At 29.8% G+C, this 21825-nt stretch carries 18 protein-coding genes; 3 read left to right on the top strand and 15 right to left on the bottom strand.

Going from position 1 to position 21825, the window contains the following annotated elements:
• The 6 genes from pknB to gmk form a co-directional block, all read right to left on the bottom strand.
• A complete protein-coding gene (pknB, locus tag Fi14EGH31_RS11950; RefSeq protein WP_117788746.1) occupies positions 1-1902 on the bottom strand; it encodes a Stk1 family PASTA domain-containing Ser/Thr kinase in 1902 nt (633 codons plus the stop codon).
• A gap of 3 nt (positions 1903-1905) precedes the next feature.
• Positions 1906-2637, bottom strand: a complete 732-nt coding sequence (locus Fi14EGH31_RS11955) for a Stp1/IreP family PP2C-type Ser/Thr phosphatase (RefSeq protein WP_107030128.1) — start codon at positions 2635-2637, stop codon at positions 1906-1908.
• Positions 2637-3659: a 23S rRNA (adenine(2503)-C(2))-methyltransferase RlmN gene (gene rlmN, locus Fi14EGH31_RS11960; RefSeq protein WP_118573335.1), complete on the bottom strand. Its 1023-nt coding sequence runs from the start codon at positions 3657-3659 to the stop codon at positions 2637-2639. The genes Fi14EGH31_RS11955 and rlmN overlap by 1 nt, the downstream gene beginning before the upstream one ends.
• Before the next feature lie 3 nt (positions 3660-3662).
• Positions 3663-4913 carry a 16S rRNA (cytosine(967)-C(5))-methyltransferase RsmB gene (gene rsmB / locus Fi14EGH31_RS11965; protein ID WP_200764846.1) on the bottom strand — a complete coding sequence of 417 codons (1251 nt, stop codon included), beginning with the start codon at positions 4911-4913 and terminating at the stop codon, positions 3663-3665.
• A gap of 2 nt (positions 4914-4915) precedes the next feature.
• A complete protein-coding gene (priA, locus tag Fi14EGH31_RS11970; protein WP_022001657.1) occupies positions 4916-7105 on the bottom strand; it encodes a replication restart helicase PriA in 2190 nt (729 codons plus the stop codon).
• Between the two features lie 81 nt (positions 7106-7186).
• A complete protein-coding gene (gene gmk / locus Fi14EGH31_RS11975) occupies positions 7187-7750 on the bottom strand; it encodes a guanylate kinase (RefSeq protein ID WP_107030125.1) in 564 nt (187 codons plus the stop codon).
• 99 nt (positions 7751-7849) lie between these two features.
• Here gmk and Fi14EGH31_RS11980 point away from each other — a divergent pair, with 99 nt between their 5' ends.
• Positions 7850-9490, top strand: a complete 1641-nt coding sequence (locus tag Fi14EGH31_RS11980; RefSeq protein WP_022001655.1) for an Rqc2 family fibronectin-binding protein — start codon at positions 7850-7852, stop codon at positions 9488-9490.
• 17 nt (positions 9491-9507) lie between these two features.
• On the opposite strand, the gene Fi14EGH31_RS11985 is transcribed toward Fi14EGH31_RS11980, so the two are convergent.
• Positions 9508-9786, bottom strand: a complete 279-nt coding sequence (locus Fi14EGH31_RS11985) for a hypothetical protein (protein WP_022001654.1) — start codon at positions 9784-9786, stop codon at positions 9508-9510.
• A 69-nt stretch (positions 9787-9855) separates the two neighbouring features.
• Here Fi14EGH31_RS11985 and pgeF point away from each other — a divergent pair, with 69 nt between their 5' ends.
• The gene (gene pgeF / locus Fi14EGH31_RS11990; protein WP_032089887.1) at positions 9856-10602 is read left to right on the top strand and encodes a peptidoglycan editing factor PgeF; all 747 of its coding nucleotides are present in this window, start codon (positions 9856-9858) and stop codon (positions 10600-10602) included.
• 29 nt (positions 10603-10631) lie between these two features.
• Here pgeF and Fi14EGH31_RS11995 read toward each other — a convergent pair whose 3' ends face one another.
• The 7 genes from Fi14EGH31_RS11995 to Fi14EGH31_RS12025 form a co-directional block, all read right to left on the bottom strand.
• A complete protein-coding gene (locus Fi14EGH31_RS11995) occupies positions 10632-11003 on the bottom strand; it encodes a hypothetical protein (RefSeq protein ID WP_200764847.1) in 372 nt (123 codons plus the stop codon).
• The gene (locus tag Fi14EGH31_RS12000) at positions 10984-11154 is read right to left on the bottom strand and encodes a hypothetical protein (protein ID WP_158548292.1); all 171 of its coding nucleotides are present in this window, start codon (positions 11152-11154) and stop codon (positions 10984-10986) included. The genes Fi14EGH31_RS11995 and Fi14EGH31_RS12000 overlap by 20 nt, the downstream gene beginning before the upstream one ends.
• Before the next feature lie 96 nt (positions 11155-11250).
• The gene (locus tag Fi14EGH31_RS12005) at positions 11251-12720 is read right to left on the bottom strand and encodes an NAD(P)H-hydrate dehydratase (RefSeq protein ID WP_195933370.1); all 1470 of its coding nucleotides are present in this window, start codon (positions 12718-12720) and stop codon (positions 11251-11253) included.
• A gap of 69 nt (positions 12721-12789) precedes the next feature.
• Positions 12790-14205 carry a C40 family peptidase gene (locus tag Fi14EGH31_RS12010; protein WP_195933371.1) on the bottom strand — a complete coding sequence of 472 codons (1416 nt, stop codon included), beginning with the start codon at positions 14203-14205 and terminating at the stop codon, positions 12790-12792.
• A gap of 194 nt (positions 14206-14399) precedes the next feature.
• Entirely contained in the window at positions 14400-15908 is a 1509-nt protein-coding gene (locus tag Fi14EGH31_RS12015; protein ID WP_230311153.1) for a C40 family peptidase, read from the bottom strand.
• A gap of 191 nt (positions 15909-16099) precedes the next feature.
• Positions 16100-19327, bottom strand: coding sequence for an ABC transporter permease (locus Fi14EGH31_RS12020; RefSeq protein WP_200764848.1), 3228 nt, complete (start codon positions 19325-19327; stop codon positions 16100-16102).
• A 2-nt stretch (positions 19328-19329) separates the two neighbouring features.
• Positions 19330-20034: an ABC transporter ATP-binding protein gene (locus Fi14EGH31_RS12025; RefSeq protein WP_117865140.1), complete on the bottom strand. Its 705-nt coding sequence runs from the start codon at positions 20032-20034 to the stop codon at positions 19330-19332.
• A 61-nt stretch (positions 20035-20095) separates the two neighbouring features.
• Between Fi14EGH31_RS12025 and Fi14EGH31_RS12030 the strand changes: the two genes are divergently transcribed.
• Complete coding sequence (locus Fi14EGH31_RS12030) at positions 20096-20623, top strand: metallophosphoesterase family protein (protein ID WP_200764849.1); 528 nt, start codon at positions 20096-20098, stop codon at positions 20621-20623.
• Here the strand turns inward: Fi14EGH31_RS12030 and Fi14EGH31_RS12035 are convergent, their stop codons facing one another.
• Positions 20624-21754: an FtsX-like permease family protein gene (locus Fi14EGH31_RS12035; RefSeq protein WP_200764850.1), complete on the bottom strand. Its 1131-nt coding sequence runs from the start codon at positions 21752-21754 to the stop codon at positions 20624-20626. It abuts the gene before it with no gap.
• Positions 21755-21825 lie beyond the last annotated feature (71 nt).

The raw sequence follows: 21825 nt of genomic DNA on the forward strand, positions 1-21825 counted from the left end.
TTAGTCTTCATAATAATAGATTGTAATTGTTGTTCCTTTTTTATCTACTTTTGTTCCTGCAGCTATACTTTGTTTATAAACTGCACCAATATAACGTTCATCTCCACCAGATTCTGGGAATTGTGTTCCTTCCATAGAAACGGTAAATCCCAAGTTTTCAAGATTCGACTTCGCACTATCAGGTGTTAAACCAACAACAGAAGGAACTGTTTGACTATATCCTGTAGAAACCGTTAAAGTAATATTTCTATTTGTATCTGTTGGATCTACTTTATAGCCTTTCGCTAAATTTTGATCAATAACGGTACCTGCCGGTTGATCAGAAGTTTGTTCACGTTTTGTAACATTGAATCCTAAACCACTCAATTTATTATAGGCATCATCATAGCTCATACCTGTATAATCATCTAAAATCACATAGGATCCTTTAGAAATCGTAAGTGTAATTGTACGATCTTTATCTGTAGGATCTTGTTTATAACCTTTTTCTAAACTTTGTTCTAAAACTGTTCCCGCCTTTTTATCAGAAACTTCACGTTTTATATCAACTTTAAAGCCAATCTTATTTAATTTCTTTTTAGCTTCATCATAACTTAATCCCGTATAATCATCTAAAACAATATATTTACCTTTTGAAACAGTAATTGTGATAACATCTCCTTCTTTAATAGAAGAACCTTTTTCTGGATCAGTTTTTGTAATTAAACCTTTTTTATAATCATCAGATAATTCTTTAAAAACTGTCTTATTAATTGTAACATCATAATCTTTTAATATTTTTTCTGCTTCACTTTGTTTCAATCCAACTAAATCTGGCATTACATTTGGTTGTTTATTTCCACCAAAAAGTAAGAAATAACAAATAATTCCAATAATCAAAACAACACCTGCAACGACTCCTGCAAGAACTTTAGGATTTTTTAATTTTTCTAAAATTTGTTTTCCTTTACCATTATTATTCTTCTTTTCAACAGCTCTTTCTTCAACTTCTTCTGGTTCTTCTTCATCAAAGATTTGTCGTGGATTTACAACAATCGTAGGATCATTCACTTCATCACTATGATCAAAAACAAGTTTTTCTTCATCTGTTCTAGATAAACATGTTTGTAAATCTTCTAACATTTCCGTAGCACTTTTATAACGATCATTTAAGTTTTTAGCAGTTGCTTTAATAATAATATTTTCTACTGATTGAGGAATAGATGGATTAAATTCTCTAAGTGATGGTAAATCTTCTTGCATATGTTTTAAAGCAATATTCACTGGAGATTCACCATTAAATGGTACTTGTCCTCTTAATAATTCATAAAAAACAATTCCTAAAGCATAAATATCACTTTGAACTGTCGCTTTTTCTCCTCGTGCTAATTCTGGTGCTAAATAATGAAGAGAACCCATAATCACATCTGTTTGTGTAAACTGTGTAAGTGATTGAATAGAAGCAATTCCAAAATCAGCAATCTTAGCTGTTCCTGTATCCGTTACTAAAATATTTTGTGGTTTTAAATCACGATGAATAATTCCCATTTGATGTGCTCTTGCTGTTCCTGAAAGTACTTGTTTCATAATGTCAATAGCTTCCATTACATGTAAAGCTCCTCTTTTAGCAATTAATTCTTTCAGTGTTCTACCAGGTACATATTCCATGACAATATAGTATTGATCATTATCTTCACCAACATCATAAATTTCAACAATATTTTTATGTGAAAGCGCAGCTGCTGCTGAAGCTTCTCTTTGAAATCTTGCAATATAAATTGGATCTTTCGCTAAAGATGTACGTAATATCTTGATAGCAATTGTACGATTTAAAATCGTATCATTTGCTAGATAAACATCTGCCATTCCTCCTTGACCAATAATATCAATCAATTCATAACGTTCAGCAATGATTTTATTCATTTTTTAACGTCCTCCTTCTATTAACACAGCAGCAATATTATCATGTCCACCATGTTCATTTGCTTGTTCAATCAATAGATGAACTTTATCTTTAACATTCATATTTTTTTTAACAATATTTAAAATTTCCTCATCTTCTAAAGAATTAAATAACCCATCACTACAAATCAAAATATTCTTCCCATTTAATTTATACTTTTGAATATCTGGTACAATATTCATTTCAACACCAATAGCTTGCATTAAAACATTCTTTTGACGATGATTCTTTCCTTCTTCTTCAGTAATCGCACCTCGTTGAATAAGTTCATTCACTAATGTATGATCTCTTGTCATTTGAATAATTTCTTGATCATCATAAACATAAATACGACTATCACCTACATGACAAAAGAAAGCATCATCACCATCAACCACCGCAATCGCTACAGTTGTTCCCATTCCTTTCGTATCTTCTTGCATATTAGCCATTCTTTTTACAATTTGGTGAGCTTCTAAAACAGTATCCATTAACCAATTTGTCACTTCTTCATCATCCAAAAAAGGTGGATTGGCTTTAAAACATGTAAGTACATGTTCTTCTACAACATGAGATGCAATTTCTCCTGCCTTATGTCCTCCCATACCATCACAAACAACACCTAAAACCTGATCTTTCAAATTAATTGCTGTTGCTGCCTGGTCCTGATTTTTTTCTCTGATTTTTCCAATATCAGTCAATGCATAATATTCCATTATATCACCCCACTACGTTTTGCTCTTAGCTGACCACATGCTCCATCTATATCTCTACCATGTTCTTTTCTAACCGTACAGTTAATATGTAATCTTAATAGTTCGTCTTTAAATTCCTCTACATGACTACTTGGTTTAAAACCATGTTCATCAACACTATTATAAGGAATTAAATTCACATACGCATTCAATCCTCTCATATAATGAGCAAGCTGTCTGGCATGTACAAGTGAATCGTTGACATCATCTAATAAAATATATTCAAATGTCACTCTACGATTCGTTTTTTCGATATAATCTGCAACACCTTTTCTTAAAGAATCCATATTAAACGCTTTATTTACAGGCATTAATTGGTCTCTAATTTCATCATTAGGGGCATGTAAAGAAATAGCAAGGTTTGTTTGAATCCCTTCATTGCTATATCTTTCAATCATATTGACAAGTCCACATGTAGAAATCGTAATATGTCTTGCTCCAATAGCTAAACCATGAGGATGATTAATAATTCTAACGAATTTCATCACTTCATCATAGTTATCAAAAGGTTCACCTGTTCCCATGACAACAACATGTGAAACACGAATACCTGTATCTTTAGTGACTGCCATGACTTGATTCACCATTTCACCAGCTGTTAAGTTACGTTGTTTTTTTAAAAGTCCACTAGCACAGAATGCACATTGCATATTGCATCCTACTTGGCTTGTTACACATAATGATTGACCATAATCATGTCTCATTAAAACGGCTTCTATTAAGTTACCATCAATCATTTTAAATAAGTATTTGATAGTTCCATCACTTGATACTTGTTTTTCTTGTATTTCAAAGGTATCAATGATGCATTGTTTTTCCAATTTTTCTCTTAAATCTTTTGATATATTAGACATTTCTTGAAAATCAAAAGCATTTTTTTGATATAACCATTGAAAAACCTGTTTTGCTCTAAAAGGTTTTTCATTGATTGATTTAAAATATTCAGTTAATTCTTCTAAAGAATAATTATATAAATGTTCCATCTTCTATCCCTTTTTCATTTTACACATATAAAATCCATCTGTGTGATATTCATAATTCAAAATTGTACGTTGTTCAATAACTTTCATATCAGGATGTTTTTGAACAAAATGTTCAATCATCATCCCATTTTCCTTTTTATTGATTGTACATGTACTATAAACCATTGTACCATCATTTTTCAATAAATTATACGCATTTTCTAATAAAAGTGCTTGTAATGGGATTAAACCATCCATCACACTCGAATCATGATATTTAATTTCTGGTTTACGTTTTAAAACCCCAAATCCTGAACAAGGTGCATCTAATAAAATACGATCAAACGTTTCAGGAGGATAGTGTTCTATGAGCTTTGTAGAATCACCTGCTTGAACATGTACGTTTTTAACACCTAAACGTTTTAAATTATGTTCTATTAATTTTACTTTGTGCTTATATAAATCATAAGCTTCTATTTTTCCTTGATTTTCCATTAATGCTGCAAGATGTGTTGTTTTACTTCCTGGAGCACTACACATATCTAAAACGTAATCTGTTTTTTGAGGATCTAAAAGTCTTGCTACTAATTGACTTGATTCATCTTGAATCGTTACTTTACCTTCTTTGTAATAAGAAGTATAGGCTAGATTTCCTCTTTTATATAAAAGAGCATCTTGAGACAATGTTCCTTCTTCAAAACAGCTTTCTTTTAATAACTCTTCTTTTGTTGTTTTTAATGTATTGACTCTCCCACTTCTTGTAGGAGGCATGTTATCTTCTTCACAAATCATTTTTGTTTTTTCTAAGCCATATTGTTTATTAAACATTTTGACCATCCATAAAGGATGTGATGTCATAATCGAGATTTTTTCTAATTCATCTAATTCCTCTAATGATCTTCTTTCGTTTCTTGTAAAATTTCTCAATACCGCATTTACAAATTGACTTGTTTGATAACCTTCTTTTTTAGCTATTTTAACCGCTTCATTAATAATGGCATATTCAGGTATTTTATCTAAATATATCAATTGATATAAAGACATATAAAGAAGTGTCCTTATTTTTTTCTTTACTCTTTTTCCTTTAATATAAGGTTGAAGTTGATATTGAATATATAAAAGATTTTGAATTGTTCCATAAACAATGGTTGTACATAAATCTTTATCTTCTCTTTTTAAATTACTTTTCTTTAATTGTTCATTTAAAGCAATATTTAAAAAACTCTCATCTTCAAAATATTGATTTAAAATCATAAATGCATTTTCTCTTGCCATAACTATATCGTTGTGTATGGATTAAAATCACATATCACATTTACCTTTCTTCCTTTTTTATTATAATAATCACTCATTGCATGCAACACCTCATAAACATGTGTTGTATTCGTTATTTTAAGTGTCATTCTCTTTCGATAAATATCATTCATCTTATAAATCGTACAATTAGCAGGTCCTAAAACAATTGCCTTCGGTAATTGTTTTACTAAATATTCCTTTATTTGTTGACTGCAAAAAGTCACATCATCTTCTTTTTTACCTTGCACTAAAATACTTATTAAATAACAATAAGGTGGATATTTCGCAAGTTTTCTCATTTCCATTTCTTTTTGATAAAAACTTTGATAATCATGATTTTTAACACATTGTAAAACAAAATGATCAGGGTTATACGTTTGAATCATCACTGTTCCTTGTTTCTTCCCTCGACCACTTCTACCAGAAACTTGTTCTAATAATTGAAATGTTCTTTCATTTGCTCTAAAATCAGGAATATTTAAAGAAAGATCTGCATTAATAACTCCTACAAAAGTCACATTTTCAAAATCTAATCCTTTAGCAATCATTTGTGTCCCAATTAAAATATTTGCTTCTTGATTTTCAAATTGTTTAAGCAATTGATGATGTCCTTGCTTCTTTCTTGTAGAATCAACATCATAACGAATCACTCTTGAATTTATAAAATTATTTTGTAAATATTCTTCTATCTTTTGGGTACCACTACCAATCAGTTTAATATTAGTACTTCCACAATGACTACATTTTTGCTGGTAAGGTACTTGAAAGTCACAATAATGACAACGCATTGTATGAGTATCTTTGTGATAAGTTAAAGATACATCACAATGAGGACATTTTAATACTTCATCGCAATCTAAACAACGAACATAACTTGAATAACCTCTTTTATTAAGCAATAAAATCACTTGTTCATTTTTATCGATTGTTTCTTGTATTTTAGCTTTCATCTTCCTTGATAATACTTCATAATGATGTGCTTTCATTTCTTCGACCATATCAATCAATTCAATTTGTGGTAAAGGTTTTTGATTGACCCTTTGAGAAAGTATACATAATTCATAGGCACCCTTTAAAGCACGACTATAGCTTTCAAGAGAAGGTGTGGCACTACCTAAAACAACTGGACATTGATGATAAGCACCCCTTTTTCTCGCTACTTGAGATGTTAAATAACGTGGTGGACTTTCTTGTTTGTAACTGGCATCATGTTCTTCATCCATAATAATCAAACCTATATTTTCCAGTGGTGCAAAAACAGCACTTCTTGCTCCAACGACGATTTTTACTTCATCATCAATGATTCGACGATATTCATCATATCTTTCTCCCGCTGATAATTTTGAATGTAAGATAGCGACACTTTTTCCAAAACGGCTTTTAAAAGCAGAGACCATCATTGGAGTCAAAGCAATTTCAGGGACAAGCATCAAGACAGTTTTTCCTTGTTCAATCACAAATCTAGAAAGGTGTAAATAAACTTCTGTTTTTCCTGAACCTGTGACTCCATAAAGTAAAAAGGTTTTAAATTGATGAAAAGATGCTAATATTTGATTAACAACTTTTTGTTGGCTAGTAGTCAAGGGATAATCTTCTTGTTGTAGATGTTCATTGTAAGGATTTCGATAAACTTCTACTTGTTTATAAATAATTGCTCCTTGTTTTTCTATATTATTTAAAAGAGCTGTTGAAAAAGGATAATCCTTTATGGGTAATAAATCGTGTTCTTTTATATAATTTAAAGCTTCTTGTTGTTTTGTTGTTTTAAGGGGAATATCTTTTACAAAGGAAACAACTTTTTGATATTTAATGCCAACACTATGATTGGTACTTGGTTTTAATTGAGGTGGTAGCATACATTGTAAACAACTGATTCTTGTAGAAAGCGTTTGTTTTGAAAGATAATTTGCAAGCTCTTGTAATTCTTGATTAAGTAATGGTTTTTGATCAATGACATCTTGGATAAAAGAATATTTAAAACCATTTTTTTCTTCTAATTGTTTTTGAGTAAAAAGTGTTTCTTGACATTCAACAACATAACCTACAAGTTGTTGATAACCAAAACGGATATGGACTCGACAACCTGCCAAAACTTGATATTTAGATAAATAGTCATAGGTCGTATCTAATTTATAGATTGCATGTTCCACAAGAACTTTAACAATATACATATTTCCACCTCTCTTTTGTTTGTATTTTACCACATCTATTGTAGCTTTATCAAAAAAACTGTCAGTTATAAAAACCAACAGTTACTTTTGATGTTCTTTAATAATTTTTGCTATTTTATCTTTCGCTAGATGAACATCGTCATTTTCTACAACATATTTATATTCATCTTTTGTTTGAATTTCTTTACGTGCTTTATCCAAACGTTCTTTTACGATATCTTCGCTTTCAGTACGTCTACCACGAATACGTCTTTCTAATTCTTCTAATGAAGGTGGTACCAAGAAAATAGTCAATGCATCAGGACATTTTTTCATGACTTGCAATGCTCCTTGAACTTCGATTTCTAAAACGACATTTTTACCCTCGTCTAATAATCGATCTACATTATCCTTAGGGGTACCATAATAATTACCTACAAATCTTGCCCATTCTAATAAGCCACCTTGAGCAATCTTATCAACAAAGCTTTTTTCATCAACAAAAAAATAATCCACACCATCTGTTTCTGTAGGTCTAGGTTTTCTTGTTGTCATTGAAATAGAATAACTTAAATTTAAACTATCATCTTTGAACAATTCTTCTCTTACTGTTCCTTTTCCAACACCACTAGGCCCACTAAGAATGATTAACATTCCTCTTTTCAATTCTTCCACACCCCTTTTTTTATAAAAATAACTCTACAATAACAAAGAGATAATGTCAATTAAATTTCAAATATGTTATAGTATTTTGGGGTGATAACTATGGCATATGATGGCATTATGATGCATCAAGTAAAAAATTTATTGATAGAAACAATAAAAGGCGGTCGTATCAATAAAATTTATCAAATATCAAAATATGAACTTTTATTTCAAGTTCGTGCAAATAAAAAGAATTATCAGTTATTGATTTCAAGTCATCCAATGTATGCACGTGTTCAATTAACATCTTTATCTTATCCAACACCAGAATCTCCTAATCCGCTTACTATGCTTTATCGTAAGCTTTTAGAAGGTGGTTATATTAAAGATATTGAACAAATCGATTTGGATCGTATTTTTAAAATCACTTTTAGCTGTCATAATGAATTAGGTGATTATATTGAATATATTCTTTATGTAGAAGTGATGGGTAAACATTCAAATATTATCTTAGTAGGTCAAAACGATAAAATCATTGATTGTATTAAACATATTTCACCAAGTATGAATAGTGAAAGATTTTTACAACCCGGAGCCCTTTATCAATTACCACCAATGATAAAAAAACTTGATCCTTTTAGAAGCGAATTTGTAGAAGATAACCAACTTACTAAAATCTATCAAGGAATGTCTCCTATTTTATCTAAAGAAATCTTATATCGTATTGATCAAGATGAATCTTTTAAAGAGATTATGAAAGAAATAGAAAATTCTCAAAATCTCTATATTACTAAAGTGAATGATAAAGAATATTTTCATGTTATTGAACTAACACATTTACAAGGAGAAACTTCAAAATATTCTTTATTTGATGGTTTAGATACTCACTTTAATGAAATAGATCAAAAAGAAAGAATTAAACAACAAACAAGTAATCTTTTAAAATTTATACAAAATGAATATCAAAAAAATACTTCAAAATTAAAGAAATTAAAAGCAACCTTAGATGATTCACATAATAGCGATGATTATCGTATTAAAGGAGATTTATTATATGCTTCTTTACATTTAATACAAAAAGGAATGACTCATGTTGTTGTTGACAATTATTATGATAATACAAAATTAGATATTACTTTAGATCCTAAATTAGATCCAAAAGCCAATGCTCAAAAATATTATCAAAAATATCAAAAAGCTAAAAATTCAATCAATGTTCTTTTAGAACAAATTGATTTAACTGAAAAAGAAATTGAATATTTCGATTCTTTAATAACCGCTATGTCACAAGCAACATATTATGATGCTTTAGAAATCAAAGAAGAATTAGAAAACGAAGGATATTTAAAAAAGAAAAAACAAAAAAATACAATTCGTAAGAAAAAACGTCCTCAATTTCAACAATATCTTACAAAAGATGGAATTGAAATCGATATTGGTAAAAATAACTTACAAAACGATTATTTAACATTTAAATATGCGCATCGTTATGATATGTGGTTCCATGCAAAAGATATGCCGGGAAGCCATGTCATTGTTAAAGCACAAGATTTAGATGAATATACGATTCGTTTAGCTGCTAAAATTGCTGCATACTATTCAAAAGGAAAAAATTCAAGTAGTGTTCCGGTAAACTATACACTCGTCAAAACACTCAAAAAACCTGCAGGTAGTAAACCAGGAAAAGTAATTTTGGATAATTATAAAACAATCTATATTGATCCAGATGATGAGTTTTTACAAGAACTTACAAAAAAATAGATGCTAAGCATCTATTTTTAGTAACGATTTGTTTGTGTATAACATGTTTGTTCATAGCGAGGGTAATAACGTGGAACATAAACAATGTTATTAACGCGACGACATTCAATTGGACAAATAATAGGTTGTTCTACATATTGATTTTGAAATGTTGTACATACTTTCTTAGGAGCGATAATTGGTTGTGGAGTAAAACCATTTCCTATATTTGAATTAAAATAATTTGCATAACCGTTATTATCAAAGTTTCCATATTGTCCTTGACAGCATGTATTTTGTTGACAATTACAACTCATAATAACACCTCCTAATATAAGGTATGGTCATGTATTAAAAAGAATTGGACTTTTGTAAAGGAGAAACAAATGAAATTAATAAAATGGAATTTACATGAAGATGTAGAAGCATATACAACAACTAGGAAATTAGGGGATATTTCTTTAAATAATCCAAATTATTTAAAAGTATTAGAAAATAGACAAGAACTTGCTTCATTACTAAATACAGATTTAGAACATATGGTAGCCCCTAGACAAACACATTCTACCAATTTAAAACAAGTCTTTTTAATGAAAGATGGTGGTACCAATATGTTAAAACAAACAGATGACCTCTATGAAGTAGATGCAACTTATACGAAAGATAAAGATTTATTCTTACTGTCATTTCATGCTGATTGCACACCAATTTTAGTTTATTGCAAAGATCAAAAAATCGTTTGTGCTATTCATTCAGGATGGCTTGGTACAGTTAGACAAATTGTTGATCATACAATTCGTTATCTTATTGAAAAAGAAAATTGTAATCCAAAAGAAATGTATTGTTTAATAGGTCCTTGTCTTTCTAAAAAGCACTTAGAAGTGCAAGATGATGTGATTAATCAAGTTAAGAAAATGAACTTTGATACTTCACCTTTTTATCAAAAAACAGATGAAACTCATTATTTATTAGACAATAAAGGATTAAATAAACAACAATTATTAAATTTAGGGGTTTTAGAAGAAAATATTCAAGTTTCTTCTTATTGTACAAATGAAAATAATGATTTATTCTTTTCACATCGTGTCAATCATGATGGTCAAAGAAATGTAACAATCATTAAAAGAAAATAGGCGATATGAAATTCATATCGCCTATGATTTTAAGATTTAAAATATTCTTCAACATCTTTTATTTCATCAGCTGTCAATTTTAAAACACCCATAGCTCTTTGCATGGAACATTGTAAACTTTCCGTCATATTTTTAATTAATGTAATTCTTTCCAACTTTTGTCCTTGTTCAATCCCCATAGAATGTCCTTTTTCTATATTTTCTCTGGCTATCATTTCTCCTAAATTACATATCTTTTTAACTTCCTTCTCTATTTCTTCAAATCCATATTCTTTCATAACTTCTTTTTTTACTAAAAGATCGTATGTATTATTTAAAAAGATGACTAACGGTGTCTTTATCCAATCACTATCTTCATACTTATCTTTGATATTATGATCTTTATTTAAGTATATCATCATCAATGATTTCTTCTAAAAATACACCCTCAGCTTCTTTAATAAATCCTTTAATGATTCTTCCTAAGATTTCAGGATGTCCTAATATTCTTTTACAGAGTTTATTAATCATAATAATATGATCGTTTGATGTGATTTCTAGTACTTTGTCCATATAATTTTTCCTACTATTATATAGACAATTTTTTGATCTTTTTCTTTTTATTTTTTAAAAAGGTAAAAAAAATTACGAAACGAACACGTTTCGTAATCAATCTTTTTTCATTTTTTTCATCATTTGAGGAATTTGGTCAATTACTTTTGAAGCAACAACCGTATAATTTTCTTTATAGACTTCATCACCACATAAACCATGTAAATACGTTCCTAAAATAGCCGCATCTTTTGGCAAATAACCTTGTCCTAAAAAGCTACTAATAATTCCAGCAAGTGTATCCCCCATACCTGCAGATGACATTCCTTTATTTCCTGACATAATACGATATGTTTCATTTCCATCACTAATAAGAGTATGTGGACCTTTTAAAACTAAGGTAACATGATATTTTTTTGCAAATGCATTCGCTTGATCCACCAGTTCACTTGTTTGGTTAAAATTCACAAATCTTTTAAATTCTCCATGGTGTGGTGTTAAAATCCAAGAGGAATGATGATTTTCTAATAATTCTGGGTGTTTTGCAAGAATGGTCAAGGCATCACCATCAATCACAACTGGAACTTGTGTATGACTTAAAAGTTCACAGACAAAGCGTTCACTATCATCATTTAAACCTAGTCCACTTCCTATAAGAATTGCCTCTTTTCCTTGTAATAAACGTTCATCAAAATACTGTCTTTGACACGATGTCGCCTCAGGACAAAACAAACTCAATGCATCAATTACTTTTTCATTAGACCAAACCGTAACTAATCCACTTCCTGTATAAACAGCTGCTTTAGCTGCTAAAAGTGCAGCTCCTCGATAATGATAGCACCCTGTTACATGCATAATTCTTCCATAAGTTCCTTTGTGTCCATCATATAAACGTTCTTTTATATGATATTTGGCCCATTTAAAATCAACTGGTTGTGAAAATAGCATTTCTTCATGAAAAGATTTAGCGTCTAATAATTCTAAAATGACTTTCCCTGTATACATTTCACTCTCTGGATTTAAAAAAGCAAGCTTATAAGCTGTTAACGTTATTGTTTGATACGCACAAATACAGCTATTATAAGGTTTTCCTGTATCAGGATTTAAACCTGTAGGAATATCTATCGCAATAACATCTACCTCTATATTATTTATAAGATCAACAACATATTTAACAATTCCTCTTAAATCACTATTAAGTCCAAAGCCAAATAATGCATCAACTACCACATCAAAATGTGGAACACTTTTTTGAAATTCTTCAAGTGTTTCTTCACTTACAAATAAACACTCTATCGATAAAGATTGTGCTTGATCAAGATAATATCTATTTGCTTGGCTGAGTTTTTCTTCTTTTCCCGTTAAGCAAAGTAATACCTCTTTACCTTCTTGGTGTAATTTAATTCCTAATGAAATCCCATCAGCACCATTATTCCCTGGCCCACAAACAATCATAATATGTTGATACTTATCAAAATGTTTCAATAAACAATCACTGGCTTTATCTACTAATTGCTCAATTGAATAGCCATAATCCAACAATGCTTGATCATATCTTTTTAATTGACTACTTGTTGCAATATACAAAAAAATCACCCTCTTTAGATATATTATATCGTTTTTAAAAGCAAAAAAAAAGGTTTCAAATCGAAACCTTTATTGATATCTAAGTCCACATGTAAATTTACCTACACCAGAAGAAACTTTAACAACATCTCCTGTATGTGGTGCATGAACATATCGTCCATTTCCAATATAAATTCCTACATGTCCTGAACGCCATAAAATATCTCCAACTTCAAGTTCAGATAAACTTACTACTTTTTTAGCAGCAGCTTTTTGTTCTGATGAAGTTCTTGGAATATAAATACCATTTTGTCTATATACCCATTGTGTAAATCCTGAACAATCGAATGAATTAGGACCAGTTGATCCCCATACATATGGACATCCTGTTTTAGAAAGACCTGTATTAACAATTCTTTCTCCAGAGAATGTTACTTCCACTTGTAATTGTACTTCTGATTTATTACCTGCTGAATCCACACCTGTATATGTGACTGTCTTTACTCCTGTTGTAGAAGTATCAATTGTATTGAATGAAATCTTATCTTTCATATCACCATCTAAGTTATCTACGGCAGATGTAATATATGATTTTAAATCAACATTGCTTCCTTTATCAACAGATACTTTATTTGTTGATAAAACGATATTTGGTCCAGTAATATCTTTAACAGTAGCATTCAATGTTACTTTTGATGAATTACCAGCGCCATCAGTAGCAATAATTGTCATTTCTTTTTGTTGATTTAATTGTTTAGTATCAATTGTTCCTTCTACTTTAGGTCGAATATTTGTATCTAAGTTATCACTAATTGATACATAGTCTTGCCATTTAAATTCACTACCATAATCTACTGTAATATCACTTCCTGATTTTAAAGTAATTTCTGGAGCTTGCATATCAGCAATAAAGAACTTAAACGCTTCTTCGGTTGTATTACCACTATTATCACTTACTGAAACATTAATTGTTTGTGTTCCTTGTTTTGAAGTATCTAATTGTTTATCACTTTCGATAAATGGTGTCACATCTCCATCTACATTATCCACTGCTTTAATATATGAAGATAAATCTTGACTACCATAAACTGGTACTTCAATATAATATCCATCATTTGCACCTAACGTTTTTAATTTTGGTGCTTCTTCGTCAACAACATCTACTTGAATTGTTTTAACATCAGTATTATTAAACTGATCTGTTGCACGCACTTCAACTTGATATGTTCCTAATTGTTTAACATCTAAGGAATCATCATCAGCTTCTACTAACAGCTCACTTCTACTATCATGATTATCAACAACATCAATTGCATCCGTATCAAACTTTTCACCGTAAGGAATTTGAATATGACTTGATACAATCTCAGGATTTTCATGATCCACACCAGCATAACCTACTAACATAAATGCAGCTACCCCAGCGATTGGAATAAACATTGCTTTTCTGTTTTTAATTTTCTCATCAAACAATGTTTTGAGCTTGGTCTGTATGTCTGTTTTCATAATGTTCTCCTTTTGAATTTTTTAACCGTTTATTATTATAACACATTTTATTTAAAAATGCAAATTTGTAGAATTTATCAATCTTTTTTCAATTTTATTATACCCAAACAATCAATAATTAGTTTCATTCATTATTAAAAATATATTCTTTTAAAGTACAAAAAAAGCCGTGATTTTTCCACGACTTTTTAATATTAAGGTCTAATTGCACATGTAAAGCTACTTACACCAGATGAAACTTTTACAACATCTCCAGTTTGTGGAGCATGAATGTATTGGTTACCACCAATATAAATTGCTACATGTCCTGGTCTCCATAAGATATCCCCAGGTTGTGCACTCGAAATACTGATTACAGTACCAGATGATTTCATCGCACTTGATGAATGTGGTAAAGATTTACCAGCTTTAGCATAACACCATTTTACTAGACCAGAGCAGTCAAATGTATTTGGTCCTTCAGCACCCCATACGTAAGGGCACCCAAGTCTTGAATAGGCAGCACCTACAACTGATGTTCCGTAATAATTTGGTCTAGAAGTAGTACTAGTAACTGCAGAACCTTTTTTAGAAGAAGTACGTACCGCATTAACTTTTACAGTTAATGACGCACTACCTTGATTTCCAGCAGCATCACTTACTGTATAAGTAGCTGTATAAGAACCAGCTTTCGAAGTACTTACAGAAGGAATTGATACTTTTCCTTTTACATCTCCATCTTTATTATCAGTTGCACTTGATAAGTAGTTAGATAAATCTAAACTTGCTCCTACGTTTACAGAAACTTCTGATTTTGATAAAGAAATTTTTGGTGCTTCTGTATCTTTTACAGCAACATTCAATTGAGCAGAAGATTCATTACCAGATGAATCAGTTGCTTTAATTGTTAAAGTTTGTACACCATCTTCTTTATGGTTATCAATGCTTCCTTCTACTTGAGGTTGAACGACACCATCAAAGTTATCTGTAACATCTACATAATCAGATAAGTTAAAATCTGACCCATAATTTAATGTAACATCTGCACCATTTTTCAATGTAATTACTGGTGCATCATCATCAGTCACAGCAAAATCAATTGTTTTTTCTGTTTCATTTCCTGAAACATCTGTGGCTTTTAATGTAATTGTTTGTGTCCCTAATTTAGAAGTATCTAAAGTTTTATCTGCTTCAATAAATGGTGTTACATCACCATCTACATTATCAGATGCTTTTACATAACTTGATAAATCACTACTTCCATTAATAGGAACTTCAACTACATAACCTTCATTTGAACCTAAAGTTTCAAATTTTGGACCTTCTTGATCCACTACTTTTACTGTAACTTCTTTTGTTGTTTCATTATTAAATGAATCAGTAGCTGTTACAGTAACCTTATAATCTCCTAATTGTTCAACATTTAATGATGCCAGATCAGCACTTACTTGAATGTCATCTCTGCTATCACGATTGTCAGTTACATCTACAGTATCAACATCAAATTTTTCTCCATAAGGAACCTCAATTTGATCAGATGTGATTTCTGGTGCTTTTGTATCAGCAGCAGCGTATCCTACTAACATAAATGTTGCAACACCTGTAATAGGTATAAACATCGCTTTTCTATTGACAATTTTTTCTTGGAAAAACTGAGTTAACTTCTCTTTGACTTTGTTTTCATCTACATATTGACTAACTCTTTCCTTAATATTTCTCTCCATTCGTCTCCTCCTTTCAACAAATACAAACGTATTATAACGTAAAATCAACTAAAAATCCACCCTTTGTCCTGTCTATACAAGTAGTAAATCCCTTGAATATCAACCATAGCAAGGGATTTAGAAGATTCAGTTTTTTTTAATTTTTTTTGAAAAAATCCTTAATTTTACGTAATCCTAAATAATATTTATGATTACTCTATGCTTTTCAAAGACTCAACCATGTCTATTTTTTTAAGAACTCTTCGCATATAAAGATTAATCAAGAATGTAAATGCCATTGTTAAAATAATAGCAATCATATAGCATCTGATATTAACTGTTCTAATAAACATCGCCATATCTACTTCAACCGTTCTAATCAAATAAGCATGAATAATCTTACCAAGACCAAGTCCAACAATCGAACCAATAAAGGCTAGAATAATGTTTTCTCTAAAGACATAATCATAGACTTCTTTTGGATAGAAACCTAAAACCTTAATCGTTGCAATTTCACTTTTTCTTTCTTGAATATTAATATTTGTTAGATTATATAAAACAATAAACGCAAGTGCACCTGCACAAACAATTAAAATAAAGACAACACTATCTAAACTTTCCATTTGACTATAGAATCCTTCTGAAATACCACTAACATATTGAATAGAAGTAATATTTTCATGATGATCACAATAATTTGTAAGTTTCTTTTCACTTGCTTTTTTATTTAATTTAAAATATTGGCTATTATAATGAACTTCATCTTTGGTTAAGTTTTCATAGTATTTTGGAGACATATAAATATAATGTCTAAAATAAAGCTTATAAATACCTGCAATTTTTACTTTATAATCTTTATTATCTAATGATAATGTAAGTTGATCACCAACTTTTAAATCTAATATTTCAGCAAGTTTTGCATTGATGTAAACACCATCATCTTTAAGATTTAAAGTCTTGCTTGTTTGATAATCAATCATATGAATATATTGATCAAAATCTTTTGTTTCACTTGGAATTTCAACTGTTACCATTTGTTGATCAATCGTGATCGTTTTATTGTAAATACCCATTGTTGATTTCACTTGAGATTGCCCTTTAAAATCATCTTGTGCTTGTTTTTTTGTCGTTGCTGTTAAATCATCTTTATAATTTACAACACCATCATAAATCCACATATTGCCATATTGTTCGCTTGCTAGTGGAGAAACAGAATACTTGATTCCAAAACCAACAACGATCAGTGCTGTACAACCTGCTATTCCAATAACAGACATAAAGAATCTCTTTTTATATCTAAAGATATTTCTCATTGTTACCTTTTGATTAAATGATAATCTCTTCCAAATAAAAGTAATTCTTTCAAGTAATATCCTTTTCCCTAGCTTAGGCGCTTTCGGTCTTAAAATTTGCGCTGGAACAGCTTGTAATTCTTTATAACAGACCATAAAAGTGACAAATAAAATAATCACGACTGAAATAATATATGTTTGTATACATGTTGCCAGTTCAAAAATAATACGTGTTGGTGCTCCTATATCAAACATCATAATACGATATAAATAGTAAATAATACTTGGGAAGAAATATGTTCCAAAAACAATTCCAATACTACTAGCAAAGAATGTTGCTAGAAAAGCATAGATCAAATATTGCATAATCACATCTTTTTTCTTATAGCCCAACGCTCTTAATGTTCCATTTTGTACTCTTAGTTCTTCAACCATTCTTGTCATTGTTGTCATTGAAACAAGAGCTGCTACTAAGAAAAAGAGCACTGGGAACAGAATTGATAAAGCTGAGATTGAATCACAGTTACCACTATAACTTAAGATTGCTGCGCTTTCATTTTTAGTTAAGGTAATGATCTTTCCTTTTTGTAAATCAGCTGCTTGTTGTTTAGCTTCATTTAAATCACTTTGTGCTTGATCTAATTTTACTTTAGCTTCTTCTAATTGTGGTAAGTTACTATCTAAAGTATTTTTAGCTTCGTCTAATTGTTTTTTAGAATCAGCAAGTTTGATTCCTGTTTGATCTAAAAGAGCTTTAGAAGCCTTTATTTTTTGATTTGAGGTATCTAATTGTTGTTTACTTTGTACAAGTTGAGCATTTGTTTGATCTAAAACTGTTTTATTTTGATCAAGTTCTTGTTTAATAACAGGTAATTGTGTTTTTAAAGTATTGATTTGTGATTCATTTTGTTTTAATTGATCATAGCTTGCAATCAAAGTTTGTGCTTGTTGATAATAAGGTGAATCACTTGGAATATTTTTAGCTTGTTCATAACCACCAAATTGACTTAACGCAGCTTCAACAGTTTGGATAGATGTATCATATTGATCAACTTTTTCTACATAATCTAAATAAGTCTGGTAACCTGCTTGGTATTGTTTAAGTCCTTCTTGGTATTTTTGATACCCTGTTTGATATTGACTTAAACCAGCTTGATATTGTTTTAAACCACTTTGGTATTCTTTTAAGCCTTGTTGATATTGAAGATATCCTTGATCATATTGTTTTTTACCATCAAGATATTGATTCATACCATTTTGATAAGCATCCATTCCCTCTTGATATTGTTTTAGACCATCTTGATACTCTTTTTCACCATCAGCTATTTTATTCAAAGCATCTTCTTTTGTTTGATTGTAAAAATCAAGATTATAATCTTTTAAAATTGCTTTGATTTTTTTATTGATTGGTTTTACATACTCATCATAATCATCATCAAATTCATATAAATGATTTTCATTTTTTAAATGAATACGCAAATCATTATAAAAAGTCTTTTGATCATGTAAATCAAACAATTCATCAGGAACAGCCATATGTTCATTTCCTTGATTTAAAACAAGAATAAACCCACTATTATTCCCATCACCTAAACTGTTTGTACCTCTTTCTAAATCACTTACATAACGACTATCATTAATGATTCCTACAATTTTATATTCTTTTTTACCATAATCATTTTCTAAAGTAATTTGATTATTTAATTTCAAAGATGATTTTTTTATATACTGATAATCCATCAAACATTCATTATCTTTTTGAGGGTATCTTCCCTTTAATAATTCAGGTAGATCTACCCCCTTTGAAAAATCATCATCACTATAAACTGTCATCCCGATATTTGCTTTTTCATCATATGACATTAAAGCATCAAAGCGAAAACCATAATCAACAGCTTCTACTCCTTTTACTTTTTCAACTTTTTGAATAATAGATTCATCAAAACCATATGTTGCAATATAGTTCAAATCATTCCATTTATATGTTTGTAAATAATCGTGCATTGATTCTTTCATAATCAAAGGACTTTGTCGAAGTCCTGCAAAAAATGAAGCTCCTAAAAAAACAATACAAAAAATAGATAAAAATCGTGCTTTTGTTTTTTTAATAATTCTTATTTGATTTTTTACATAAGCATTTCTTTTCATTATTACCACTCAATTTCTTGAATAGGTTGAGGATGTTCATTTAAAAACATTCGATCAACCTTTCCATTTTTTAAATGAATCACACGATCTGCCATTGGGGCTAAAGCACTATTATGAGTAATCACAATAACTGTCATTTTATACTTATCACACATTTCTCTAAGCAAAGCTAAAATAGCTTTCCCTGTTAAATAATCTAAAGCTCCCGTTGGTTCATCACATAAAAGCAATTTAGGATTTTTCGCAATCGCTCTAGCAATTGCTACACGTTGTTGTTCTCCACCTGATAATTGCGCAGGAAAGTTATTCATACGATTTTCTAGCTCCACCCTTTTTAAAACCATTTTTTCATCTAAAGGATCTTTAGATATTTGTGAAGCAAGTTCAACATTTTCTAAAGCTGTTAAGTTTTGCACAAGATTATAAAATTGAAACACAAAACCAATATCATCTCTTCGATATTGCGTAAGTTTTGCTTCATCATAACGCGCAACATCTTGACCATCAACCATAATTGAACCACTTGTAGGTTGGTCCATTCCTCCTAGTAGATTTAAGATCGTTGTTTTACCTGCTCCACTCGGTCCAACAATAACCACAAATTCACCTTTATTGACTTCAAAATTAACACCATTGCTGGCATGAATCTCAATATCTCCTACTTTATAAGTTTTTTTCACATCTTTAAATTGTATAAATGCTGACATAAAATACCTCACTTTCTTATTTTATGATAAAATAATTATAACATATTTAAGGAGGTTATTTATGAAAATTATGATTTTATCCGATAGTCATTCTATGACCAAACAAACCCTATTACAATTTATTAAAAATCATCCAGCATCTTATTATATTCACTGTGGTGATATCTATATGCCTTATACTTCTTTAGAAGTAGATCACTTCTATAATGTTCGAGGAAACAATGATTTTGTTGATTTACCAAAAGATTTAACACTGGATATTGATCATTTGAAATTCTTTATTTGTCATGGACATCTTTTCCACATTGATGAATCCCCTTATGAACTTGAAGCGTATGCTTCCAATCATCATCTAGATGTCGTTTGTTTTGGTCATACACATAATCCAACTTATTATAAAAAAGAAAACACAATTTTTATCAATCCAGGAAGTATGACTTTTCCTCGCGGTCAGTACCCTCATCCTACTTATTGTGTATTTGAAACCACAAACCAAGAAGTCACATTTTATGATTTAAAGACCGACTCTCCTTGTAATCCTTTTGAAGTAAAGAAAAAAGAATCCTTTTTTAAAAGATTCTTTAAATAATTATTTTTCCATAATGATAGAAGTTGGTAAAATGCCTTTATAAAGTTTGATACTTAATAAATAGCTTATAAATAAAGGAACAATTTGTATAATTAAGATAATTAAAAATAAATAAAACGTAATTTTAGCTCTTAGAAGTAAATTACATAAGATAATGATTTGATAGGATAATGGAAGTAAAAGAATAACACCATAGAAACAAATCATTTCTTTTTTTATGATTCTTTTTAATTGTTCAAGAGAAAAACCTAACCGACAAAGATTTTCAAAATTACCTTTTCTTTTAGAAAGCTCCATTCCTATTTTAAAAACAATCGTCAATGACATTAAAATCATCACTGAAACATAAGACATTAAAGCAACCATTGAAACAAGTGGTTGTTTTATTGTATAGACGATAATACAAGTAAGTAAAACAGAGGAAAGCAACGAAATCAGCAATAATCCAAAGATTTTTTGAATATCACTATGAAAAAATCCTAATGAAATTAAATCTTTTGAATTCTCTAATGAATTATTTCTTTGCCTTTTTCGAATATATTCTGGTAATACTTTTTTAATAAGCCCTGATATTCCTATTAAACCAAATAAAGCTATAAACATATAAGAAGTTGAATCTTTCACAAATAAGAATAAAACCATTGGCACAAAATAAAGAATAATAAAAACTTTGCTCGTAATTTGTGGACCTTTTAAACCACTTAAATCTATTTTATTTTTATCATGAATCATAGAATTAATCGTGCTTCTAACACAATACCCCAAATTCAACATAGAACACCACATAACTTCAAAAGCAAGAATCATAAATGTTGCTGGAAAAGTTTGGCTTGATAAATAGAAAAGCTGTCCGCTATATTTAAAAGTCATCATAAATAATGAATTGATCGATGGAATGAGTAAATAACCTAAAACAAGACCTAAAGGAATCGCACAAAGCATAATCGTAAAGACTTGTAAGAATAAGTAGAAGCCTAATTGATAAATACTTGCTCCTGACATCAAAATAATTGAAATTTCTTTTCCTTTATTAGAAACATAAAAGTTATTTGCGAGAAAAACACAAAGCATAGCAATAACAATAACAAAGACTGCAATGGGCGTCACAAAGGTTGTATCATCTTTTCCCAAATGAATGCCTGAATAAGGATTAAACGTAAGATTAAAAAAAGAGAATATAAAAATAGTTGTAAGAAGAAAGG

This window comes from Faecalibacillus intestinalis (assembly GCF_015097455.1).
GTDB classification, from domain to species: Bacteria; Bacillota_I; Bacilli_A; order Erysipelotrichales; family Coprobacillaceae; genus Faecalibacillus; species Faecalibacillus intestinalis.

What these genes read in the sequence shown, in the direction of transcription:
- pknB (WP_117788746.1), bottom strand. Translation starts at nt 1,902, where the DNA reads ATGAATAAAATCATTGCTGAACGTTATGAATTGATTGATATTATTGGT.
- Fi14EGH31_RS11955 (WP_107030128.1), bottom strand. Translation starts at nt 2,637, where the DNA reads ATGGAATATTATGCATTGACTGATATTGGAAAAATCAGAGAAAAAAAT.
- rlmN (WP_118573335.1), bottom strand. Translation starts at nt 3,659, where the DNA reads ATGGAACATTTATATAATTATTCTTTAGAAGAATTAACTGAATATTTT.
- rsmB (WP_200764846.1), bottom strand. Translation starts at nt 4,913, where the DNA reads ATGGCAAGAGAAAATGCATTTATGATTTTAAATCAATATTTTGAAGAT.
- priA (WP_022001657.1), bottom strand. Translation starts at nt 7,105, where the DNA reads ATGTATATTGTTAAAGTTCTTGTGGAACATGCAATCTATAAATTAGAT.
- Fi14EGH31_RS11980 (WP_022001655.1), top strand. Translation starts at nt 7,850, where the DNA reads ATGGCATATGATGGCATTATGATGCATCAAGTAAAAAATTTATTGATA.
- Fi14EGH31_RS11985 (WP_022001654.1), bottom strand. Translation starts at nt 9,786, where the DNA reads ATGAGTTGTAATTGTCAACAAAATACATGCTGTCAAGGACAATATGGA.
- pgeF (WP_032089887.1), top strand. Translation starts at nt 9,856, where the DNA reads ATGAAATTAATAAAATGGAATTTACATGAAGATGTAGAAGCATATACA.
- Fi14EGH31_RS11995 (WP_200764847.1), bottom strand. Translation starts at nt 11,003, where the DNA reads ATGATGATATACTTAAATAAAGATCATAATATCAAAGATAAGTATGAA.
- Fi14EGH31_RS12000 (WP_158548292.1), bottom strand. Translation starts at nt 11,154, where the DNA reads ATGGACAAAGTACTAGAAATCACATCAAACGATCATATTATTATGATT.
- Fi14EGH31_RS12010 (WP_195933371.1), bottom strand. Translation starts at nt 14,205, where the DNA reads ATGAAAACAGACATACAGACCAAGCTCAAAACATTGTTTGATGAGAAA.
- Fi14EGH31_RS12015 (WP_230311153.1), bottom strand. Translation starts at nt 15,908, where the DNA reads ATGGAGAGAAATATTAAGGAAAGAGTTAGTCAATATGTAGATGAAAAC.
- Fi14EGH31_RS12020 (WP_200764848.1), bottom strand. Translation starts at nt 19,327, where the DNA reads ATGAAAAGAAATGCTTATGTAAAAAATCAAATAAGAATTATTAAAAAA.
- Fi14EGH31_RS12025 (WP_117865140.1), bottom strand. Translation starts at nt 20,034, where the DNA reads ATGTCAGCATTTATACAATTTAAAGATGTGAAAAAAACTTATAAAGTA.
- Fi14EGH31_RS12030 (WP_200764849.1), top strand. Translation starts at nt 20,096, where the DNA reads ATGAAAATTATGATTTTATCCGATAGTCATTCTATGACCAAACAAACC.